We start from the raw sequence: 1,703 nt of genomic DNA, 5'->3' as shown, positions 1-1,703 counted from the left end.
TGCTTAAAGAAAACCTACTCCTTCACCTGGAACCTTATAGAAGCCGCCCCAGCCGCGTACGAAACCGCAAATTTATGCGCGGACAGGGACGACATGTTTTTGAATTTAACTATCGATTTACTATGTAAAAACCTACAAATCGGAAGGCTATGCAGCGAAGCAATTTTGTTTCGTCATTACAGCCCTATATAACTAAGATACAGTTTTTATTGTCTTGCCAAAAACATATCTACCCTTCTGGGATTTAAGCTCTTTGGTACAAATGATGGGGGCTTAACTTAATGGGGTTGTAGCAAAGTTAGCGGAAGTATAAATTATTCCCTCTATCTTATTACCACTTAGACTATCAATCAGTCTTTAATTTTGCCTTCTCCGCCACAACTTATACAAACACTACTCTTAAATTCGGTATATCCCTTTCCATTGCAATTCTTGCACTTATATGCTTTCCCAGCTATATAAACACTTCTATCTCCACCACATTCCTTGCAAATTAATACATCATTAGTTGCTTCCTTTATTTCACCAGTTCCATCACAAGTTGTACAAGTTCTCATTGAAGTTATTTTTCAATATCAAAGATCGGATTTTTAACTCTTTCACCAGCGTCATTAAAGAACATCTCTTGTTCATGTAATTCGGCTATAAAAACATTATGATTTTGATCATATCTCAAAAGGTCAAATTTCATTTCTAACTTGAATCTTCCAGTCAAATCAATTGCTCCATATTTCTTACCTTTTCTCACAATTATAGATTCTGCCCATACCCTTTTTACTTCATCAAATGTAGGTTTGAATAAAAATTCACCATCTTCTGTAATGAAGCCGTATTTACCTCCTTCTCCAAATAATTTTAGGGGGTAATATTTTTCAGGTTCAATTTCATCAATTACAAGTGGGTATATTTCATTCCCATTACTATCTAAAAATCCATATTTATCGCCTAAATGTACACAATATAGCGGCCCAAAATTAACAGGATCTACATTATCAAAAATGGGTTCATAAAGCTCGTTTCCATTTCTACTATACAATCCCTGCTTATCATTTAATTCAGTTAAAATTAGATTACCTGGAAACGAGAACCAAACTTGGTCAAACCCTTTTTCTTTCATCAAATATATCGACCTCCTGCGTAAATCAATTGAATGTAGACGGCCTTCATTTTCCGTGTTTAATTCTGCTATTCTTAATACTTCTAGTGCTGATTCAAAGTCTTTTTCTGTTATAAATCTATCAAAAATACTTACTTCAACCCCAGGTGAAAATCTGTTCAAAAATTCTAACACGGCATCATTAATCAGGTTTGAAGAAGAGGGGTATTCTAACTTTTGTTGTTCATTTGATTTCTTTAAAGATGAATCACTAACAGAAACAGGGTTTTCTAAATCGTATACTTGATAAGTATCTCTGTTACCACCCATAAGTTTCTCAACGCTTTCAGGGTCAGTTGACTCCTTTATTTTATCCGCCTTTACTACAGAATAAATCGTAAACGGTAATCCTACCAAAGCACATAATGCAAGTATTATTTGAGCAATATTACTTTTAGGTCTAGAATTCTTATCGTTATCCATCTACTCTTTTATTTCATTTGTTCATTTCCGCTAACGTTTTTCGGGACATGCGAAGTTCGGAAATTTTCGGCGCAGCCGAAAAAATTTTTGAATTTCCGCATGTCCCGTGTTGTACGAGGTTCGC

The 1,703-nt window shown here is 34.8% G+C and carries 1 protein-coding gene; it reads right to left on the bottom strand.

Annotated elements, in window-relative coordinates; translation table 11 throughout:
- Nucleotides 1–562 precede the first annotated feature (562 nt).
- The gene (locus tag A3EU_RS0127875) at nucleotides 563–1,579 is read right to left on the bottom strand and encodes a WG repeat-containing protein (RefSeq protein ID WP_020539476.1); all 1,017 of its coding nucleotides are present in this window, start codon (nucleotides 1,577–1,579) and stop codon (nucleotides 563–565) included.
- Nucleotides 1,580–1,703: the final 124 nt, after the last annotated feature.

The sequence above is a fragment of the Lewinella cohaerens DSM 23179 genome, assembly GCF_000379805.1.
GTDB lineage: Bacteria > Bacteroidota > Bacteroidia > Chitinophagales > Saprospiraceae > Lewinella > Lewinella cohaerens.
The sequence above is the reverse complement of the archived record's forward strand: the minus strand, read 5'-3'. Positions and strand labels throughout refer to the sequence as shown.